At 65.7% G+C, this 6,884-nt stretch carries 12 protein-coding genes and 1 pseudogene; 11 read left to right on the forward strand and 2 right to left on the reverse strand.

Translation table 11 applies throughout. The features are described from left to right. The 11 genes and pseudogenes from AC1D12_RS20035 to AC1D12_RS20085 all read left to right on the forward strand — a co-directional run. Positions 1–202: pseudogene (locus tag AC1D12_RS20035) on the forward strand (50S ribosomal protein L3); the annotation flags it as partial. Continuing rightward, a complete protein-coding gene (gene rplD, locus AC1D12_RS20040) occupies positions 202–822 on the forward strand; it encodes a 50S ribosomal protein L4 (RefSeq protein ID WP_477842454.1) in 621 nt (206 codons plus the stop codon). The pseudogene AC1D12_RS20035 and the gene rplD, both read left to right, overlap by 1 nt. Beyond that, on the forward strand, positions 819–1,133 hold the full coding sequence (rplW, locus tag AC1D12_RS20045; protein ID WP_047506361.1) for a 50S ribosomal protein L23: 315 nt from the start codon (positions 819–821) through the stop codon (positions 1,131–1,133). The genes rplD and rplW overlap by 4 nt, the downstream gene beginning before the upstream one ends. After that, positions 1,133–1,957 (forward strand): 50S ribosomal protein L2, encoded by an 825-nt coding sequence (gene rplB, locus AC1D12_RS20050; RefSeq protein WP_477842456.1) that lies wholly within the window; start codon positions 1,133–1,135, stop codon positions 1,955–1,957. The genes rplW and rplB overlap by 1 nt, the downstream gene beginning before the upstream one ends. Before the next feature lie 9 nt (positions 1,958–1,966). Continuing rightward, a complete protein-coding gene (gene rpsS, locus AC1D12_RS20055) occupies positions 1,967–2,245 on the forward strand; it encodes a 30S ribosomal protein S19 (protein ID WP_477842458.1) in 279 nt (92 codons plus the stop codon). A gap of 11 nt (positions 2,246–2,256) precedes the next feature. After that, on the forward strand, positions 2,257–2,586 hold the full coding sequence (rplV, locus tag AC1D12_RS20060; RefSeq protein WP_047506366.1) for a 50S ribosomal protein L22: 330 nt from the start codon (positions 2,257–2,259) through the stop codon (positions 2,584–2,586). Positions 2,587–2,602: 16 nt separating this feature from the next. Then, positions 2,603–3,511, forward strand: a complete 909-nt coding sequence (gene rpsC / locus AC1D12_RS20065) for a 30S ribosomal protein S3 (RefSeq protein ID WP_477842460.1) — start codon at positions 2,603–2,605, stop codon at positions 3,509–3,511. An 11-nt stretch (positions 3,512–3,522) separates the two neighbouring features. Next, complete coding sequence (gene rplP, locus AC1D12_RS20070; RefSeq protein WP_047506369.1) at positions 3,523–3,939, forward strand: 50S ribosomal protein L16; 417 nt, start codon at positions 3,523–3,525, stop codon at positions 3,937–3,939. 19 nt (positions 3,940–3,958) lie between these two features. Further along, positions 3,959–4,156 carry a 50S ribosomal protein L29 gene (gene rpmC, locus AC1D12_RS20075; protein ID WP_047506370.1) on the forward strand — a complete coding sequence of 66 codons (198 nt, stop codon included), beginning with the start codon at positions 3,959–3,961 and terminating at the stop codon, positions 4,154–4,156. Next, positions 4,153–4,440: a 30S ribosomal protein S17 gene (gene rpsQ, locus AC1D12_RS20080; RefSeq protein ID WP_052211991.1), complete on the forward strand. Its 288-nt coding sequence runs from the start codon at positions 4,153–4,155 to the stop codon at positions 4,438–4,440. Before rpmC ends, rpsQ begins: the two co-directional genes overlap by 4 nt. Positions 4,441–4,528: 88 nt before the next feature. Then, positions 4,529–5,035 (forward strand): peroxiredoxin, encoded by a 507-nt coding sequence (locus AC1D12_RS20085; RefSeq protein WP_477826785.1) that lies wholly within the window; start codon positions 4,529–4,531, stop codon positions 5,033–5,035. A 27-nt stretch (positions 5,036–5,062) separates the two neighbouring features. Here AC1D12_RS20085 and AC1D12_RS20090 read toward each other — a convergent pair whose 3' ends face one another. Then, positions 5,063–6,175: a YbdK family carboxylate-amine ligase gene (locus AC1D12_RS20090; protein ID WP_047506373.1), complete on the reverse strand. Its 1,113-nt coding sequence runs from the start codon at positions 6,173–6,175 to the stop codon at positions 5,063–5,065. A gap of 1 nt (position 6,176) precedes the next feature. Next, the coding region (locus AC1D12_RS20095) for a cation:proton antiporter domain-containing protein (RefSeq protein ID WP_477842462.1) at positions 6,177–6,884 on the reverse strand (708 nt) is incomplete at its 5' end.

Genomic DNA, 6,884 nt, shown 5'->3' on the forward strand with positions numbered 1-6,884 from the left:
GGATCCGGGTCGCGTGTTCCCGGGCAAGAAGATGTCCGGCCAGATGGGCGACGTCACCAAGACCGTCCAGAACCTCGACGTCGTCCGCATCGACGAAGCCCGCCAGCTGCTGCTGGTCCGTGGCGCCGTGCCGGGCGCGAAGAACGGCCACGTGGTCGTGCGCCCCGGTATCAAGGTGAAGGCCAAGAAGGGAGCCAACTGATGCAACTCGAGCTCCTCAACGATCAAGGCCAGGCGACCTCCAAGGTCGACGCGCCCGACACCGTGTTCGCCCGTGACTACAACGAAGCCCTGGTCCACCAGGTCGTCGTCGCGTTCCAGGCCAACGCCCGCCAAGGCACGCGCGCCCAGAAGGACCGCGCCGTCGTGAAGCACTCGACGAAGAAGCCGTGGCGCCAGAAGGGTACGGGCCGCGCCCGTGCCGGTATGACCTCGTCGCCGCTGTGGCGCGGGGGCGGTCGGATCTTCCCGAACAGCCCGGACGAGAACTTCACGCAGAAGGTCAACAAGAAGATGTACCGCGCCGGCATGGCCGCCATCTTCTCGCAGCTGGCCCGTGAAGGCCRTGTCGCAGTGGTCGATTCGATCACCGTCGACTCGCCGAAGACCAAGCAGCTGGCTGCCAAGTTCAAGGCCATGGGCCTCGACTCGGTGCTGGTGATCGCCGACCAGGTCGACGACAACCTGCTGCTCGCCGCGCGCAACCTCGCCAACGTGATGGTGGTCGAGCCGCGTTACGCCGATCCCCTGTCCCTGGTCTTCTTCAAGAAGATCCTGGTGACCAAGGGTGCGATCGAGCAACTCAAGGAGATGCTGGGATGAGCACGACCAAGCATGACGAGGGCCGCCTGGCCCAGGTGCTGGTGGCGCCGATCGTGAGCGAAAAAGCCACGTCCGCTGCCGAGAAGCACAACCAGGTGCTGTTCAAGGTGCTGCGCGATGCCACCAAGCCCGAGATCAAGGCAGCGGTCGAACTGCTGTTCAAGGTCGAGGTCGAGTCGGTGCAGACCGTCATTCAAAAGGGCAAGGTCAAGCGCTTCGGCCGTTCCATCGGCCGCCGCGACCACGTCAAGAAGGCGTACGTGTCGCTGAAGGCAGGCCAGGAGCTCAACTTCTCCGGGGAGGCCGCGTAATGGCCGTCATCAAAGTCAAACCGACGTCGCCCGGCCGCCGTGCCGTGGTGAAGGTGGTTCACAGCCACCTCTATAAGGGTCGTCCGGAAGCCTCGTTGCTCGAACCGCAAATGCAGAACGCGGGTCGCAACAACAACGGCCACATCACGATGCGCCACAAGGGCGGTGGTCACAAGCACCACTACCGCGTGGTCGACTTCRTGCGCAACAAGGAYGSCATTCCGGCSAAGGTCGAACGCATCGAGTACGACCCGAACCGCACGGCSCACATYGCKCTGGTGTGCTACGCCGACGGCGAGCGCMSCTACATCATCGCCCCSCGCGGGCTGGATGTCGGCGCGACCGTGCTGAGCGGCGCCGAAGCGCCGATCAAGGCCGGCAACACGCTGCCGATCCGCAACATCCCGGTCGGCTCGACGGTTCACTGCGTCGAACTGCTGCCGGGCAAGGGTGCCCAGATCGCACGCTCGGCCGGCACCTCGGTGACGCTGCTGGCACGCGAAGGCACCTACGCCCAGCTGCGCCTGCGCTCGGGTGAAGTGCGCCGCATCCACATCGACTGCCGCGCGACGATCGGCGAAGTGGCCAACGAAGAGCACAACCTGCGCCAGTACGGCAAGGCCGGTGCGCGTCGCTGGAAGGGCATCCGTCCGACGGTTCGCGGTGTCGCGATGAACCCGGTGGATCACCCGCACGGTGGTGGTGAAGGTCGTACCGGCGAGGGCCAGGTGCCTGTGTCGCCGTGGAACACGATGACCAAGGGCTACCGCACTCGCAACAACAAGCGCACGCAGACGTTCATCGTCTCGCGTCGCAAGAAGTAAGGGGCTGCCATGACCCGTTCGCTCAAAAAAGGTCCGTTCGTTGACCATCACCTGATRGCCAARGCCGASAAGGCCTYKRCCAWCAAGGACAARAAGCCGATCAAGACCTGGTCGCGCCGCTCGACGATTCTTCCCGACTTCATCGGGTTGACGATCGCGGTGCACAACGGCAAGCAGCACGTGCCCGTGTACATCACCGACCAGATGGTCGGCCACAAGCTCGGTGAATTTGCGCTGACCCGCACGTTCAAGGGGCACCCGGCCGACAAGAAGGCCAACAAGAAGTAAGGATGACGACGATGGAAACCCGTTCAATCGTTCGCGGCGTCCGCCTCTCTGCCGACAAGGGTCGGCTGGTGGCCGACCTGGTCCGCGGCAAGAAGGTCGACCAGGCGCTGAACATCCTGAGCTTCACGCCCAAGAAGGCAGCCGGCATCATCAAGAAGGCCCTGGAGTCGGCGATCGCCAACGCAGAGCACAACGACGGTGCCGACATCGACGAACTGAAGGTCAAGACGATCTTCGTCGAGCAGGCTGCCACCCTCAAGCGCTTTTCCGCACGGGCCAAGGGCCGCGGCAACCGCATCAGCAAGCCGACGTGTCACATCTTCGTGACCGTGGGCAACTGAGCGCAGAAGGAAAACCATGGGACAGAAAATCCATCCGACCGGTTTCCGGCTGCCGGTCACCCGCAACTGGGCTTCGCGCTGGTACGCATCGAACGCGAATTTCGCGACGATGCTGGCCGAAGACCTGCGAGTCCGCGACTTCCTGAAGGCTCGCCTGAAGAGCGCCGCCGTCTCGCGCATCCTGATCGAGCGCCCCGCCAAGAGCGCCCGCGTCACCATTTTCTCGGCTCGTCCGGGTGTGGTGATCGGCAAGAAGGGCGAGGACATCGAGAAGCTGAAAGCCGAACTGACCCGCCGCATGGGCGTGCCGGTCGCGGTCAACATCGAAGAAGTGCGCAAGCCTGAAGTCGATGCCCAGCTGATCGCCGACAGCATCACCCAGCAGCTCGAGAAGCGCATCATGTTCCGCCGTGCCATGAAGCGCGCGATGCAGAACGCGATGCGCCTGGGCGCGCAGGGCATCAAGATCATGTCGTCGGGCCGCCTGAACGGCATCGAGATCGCCCGCTGCGAGTGGTACCGCGAAGGCCGCGTGCCGCTTCACACCCTGAAGGCCGACATCGACTACGGCTTCTCCGAAGCCAAGACGACCTACGGCATCATCGGCGTGAAGTGCTGGGTCTACCGTGGCGACCGCCTCGCCAATGGCGAAGTGCCGCAGTTGAAGGCCGAAGTGCCCGAGGACGATCGTCGTCCGCGCCGCAACACGCGCCCCGGCGCTCCGGCTGGCCGTGGCCGTCCGGGCGGTGGTGCAGGTGACCGCGGCGATCGCGGTGATCGTGGTACGCCCCGCCAGGGCGGTGCCCCGGTCGAAGGCAGCGACAAGCCGGCCGAGGCGACGGGTGCTCCCGCCACCGACGCGCCGACCAGCGCAGCCAAGCGCGTGCGCAAGGCCCCCGATGCCACCGGCTCGGGCAAGGCCTAAGGAGAACTAGCATGATGCAACCGTCTCGGCGGAAATACCGCAAAGAGCAGAAGGGCCGCAACACCGGCGTCGCCACCCGTGGTGCGAACGTGTCGTTCGGTGATTTCGGCCTGAAGGCCACGGAGCGTGGTCGCCTGACCGCGCGCCAGATCGAGGCCGCACGTCGTGCGATCTCGCGTCACATCAAGCGTGGCGGCCGGATCTTCATCCGCATCTTCCCGGACAAGCCGATCTCGCAAAAGCCTGCCGAAGTCCGCATGGGCAACGGCAAGGGCAATCCGGAGTACTACGTCGCTGAAATCCAGCCCGGCAAGGTGCTCTACGAACTCAACGGTGTGCCCGAAGAGCTGGCCCGCGAAGCGTTCAAGCTGGCTTCGGCCAAGCTGCCGCTGAGCACCACCTTCGTGTCGCGTCAGGTCGGCTCTTGAGGCCTGACTGGAGAACCACATGAAAGCATCTGAACTCCGCACCAAGGACGTCGCCGGCCTTGAAAAGGAAGTGGCTGACCTGCTGAAGGCCCATTTCGGCCTGCGCATGCAGAAGGCGACTCAGCAACTGACCAACCATTCGACGCTGGGCAACACGCGCCGCGACATCGCGCGTGCGAAGACCGTCCTGGCCGAGAAGAAGAGGGCTGCCAAATGAGCACCACGCAAACCACGACCGAAGCCCCGCTGAAGAACACCCGCACCCTGGTGGGCAAGGTCGTCAGCGACAAGCGCGCCAAGACCGTCACCGTGCTGATCGAGCGCCGCACCAAGCACGAGCTGTACGGCAAGATCGTCGGCAAGTCGAGCAAGTACCACGCCCATGACGAAAAGGGCGAGTACAAGCTGGGCGACGTGGTCGAGATCGCCGAAGGCCGTCCGATCTCCAAGACCAAGTCCTGGGTGGTCACGCGCCTGATCGAGAAGGCTCGCGAAGTCTAAGAAGGACAACGGAGCCTGAGGGCTCCGCACAAGACGGTCGGAACGCTGGGATACTGGCGTCCGGCCGTTTTTTCATTTGGAGATCGAGATGCTCAAAGTTGGTGACAAGCTGCCCGCAGGTTCGCTGCAGGAATTCATCGAAGTTGAAGGCAACGGCTGCAGCCTGGGCCCGAACACCTTCGACGTCGAGAAGGAAACCGCCGGCAAGAAGATCGCGATCTTCGCGTTGCCCGGTGCCTTCACGCCGACCTGCTCGGCCCAGCACGTGCCGGGCTACGTGAAGAACGCCGAGGCGCTGAAGGCCGCCGGCGTCGACGAGGTCTGGTGCGTCTCGGTCAACGACGCGTTCGTGATGGGCGCCTGGGGCCGCGACCAGCACACGCTGGGCAAGGTGCGCATGATGGCCGACGGCAGCGGCACGTTCACGCAGGCCACCGGCCTCACGCTGGACCTGATCGCCCGTGGCATGGGCGTGCGCTCGCAGCGCTATTCGATGCTGGTCGACAACGGCGTCGTGAAGACGCTGAACATCGAGGCGCCGGGCAAGTTCGAGGTCAGCAACGCCGAGACGATGCTCGCGCAAGCCAAGGCTTGAATCTGGCAACCCGGATTGCCGTCCGGGCTACGACATCCAGCGGTCGGCGGCCTTGTGCACCACGGAGGAGAGCGGCTCTCCTTCGGCCCGCAACCTGCGCAGCCACTGCGCATCGTTGCCGTGCCGCAGGCTGTCGCGGATCAGGTTGCTCGCGTCGAGCGAGCGCAGGTCCAGCGCATGCTCGTCGACCCGCGCGAGCGTGCGCACGATGTTGTCGCGCAGCTTCTCGCGCTGCTTGGTCTGCGGGTCGACGATCTCGCCCTCGAGCCCGAAGCGGCAGGCCTGGAAGCGGTTGAAGGTGTAGACGAGGTAGTCGTCTTCCGACGGCTCGAACGGCCGCTCCTCGCGCAGGTAGCGGCAGATCGCCTGCAGGTAGCACGCGAGTGCCGCGGCCTTGTCGACGTCGAGCGGCGTGTCGCACACGCGCAGCTCGATGGTGCCGAACTCGGGCTTCGGCCGGATGTCCCAGTAGAAGTCCTTCATCGACTGCACGACGCCGGTGCTCGTCATCTTGTCGAAGTACAGCCCGAAGTCGTCCCAGGTCGTCACGAACGGCGCGCGCCCTGACAGCGGAAACGCGAACACCGAGTTCAGGCGCGCCGAATCGAAGCCGGTGTCGACGCCCTGCACGAACGGCGACGACGCGCTCAGTGCGATGAAGTGCGGCACGTAGCGCGACAGCGCGTGCAGCAGCCACAGCGCCGTGTCGCCATCCTCGCAGCCGACGTGCACGTGCTGGCCGAACACGGTGAACTGCTTGGCCAGGTAGCCGTACAGCTCGCTGATGTAGTGGAAGCGCTCGGTCGGGAAGATCTGCTGGTCGCTCCAATGCTGGTACGCATGCGTGCCGCCGCCGGCGATGCCGATGTTCAGCTTGCGTGCCGCCTGCGACAGCTGGCCGCGCAGGTCGTGCAGCTCGGCGACCAGGCCGCTGTGCTCGCGCTGGATCGAGGTGCCGATCTCGATCATGCTGCGCGTGATCTCGGGCTTCACGTCCCAGGCGCCGGTGTGCTTGGCGAGCACGCGCAGCAGGTCCTCGGCCTGCGGTGCGAGGTCGAAGTCGTGCGTGCTGACCAGCTGCAGTTCGAGCTCGACGCCCAGTGTCAGCGGCTCGGAGGTGGTGAATTCGGCCAGGGCCATGTCAGGGAACCTTCGTGTTCGAGATGGGCGGGCACTCCTGGGCGAGGTCGCGCACGGCGCGTTCGGCCAGCAGCGGGCCGATGAACTGCAGCAGGGTGGTGGAGATCAGCAGCGCCTGCAACACGCCGCCATTGGCGCCGGGCAGCTGCGACGGCCAGCCGAAGGTGTCGGCGGTCAGCAGCACCGCGAGGCTGCTCATCGGTTGCAGCGCGATGGTCAGCGCGCCGGCCTGGCGCCAGCCGAGGCCGCTGGGCTTGGCCAGCACCGCGATCGCGATGCCCTTGCCGATCAGGCGCGCGACGACGATGACCAGCACCCAGGGCCACAGCGTCGAGAAGCCGTCCAGCGTGAACAGCATGCCCAGGCAGATGAACAGCATCACGCTGAGCGTCGCGCCGGCCGTACCGAGCTGGGGCTCGACGGTCAGGCCGTGCGCCATCCGCGAGCGGGCCACCATGCCGGCCACCAGCAGTGCGAGCAGCGGCGAGAGCCGCCATTGCGCGGCCAGCATCGCGGCGATGATGACGAGCGCGATCTGCAGCACCGGCGCGGTGGTCAGGCCCCGCACCTGCTTCATGAGTTGCGTCAGCACCCAGCCGGCGGCGACGCCGAGCAGGAACGAGCCGCTGACCACCAGCAGCGCGCTGGTGATGGCCGGCTCGAGGCCCGGCTCGGCTGCGGCCAGCCCGCCGCTCGCGGCGAGCACGCC

It is taken from the genome of Rhizobacter sp. P1_G5 (assembly GCF_056405435.1).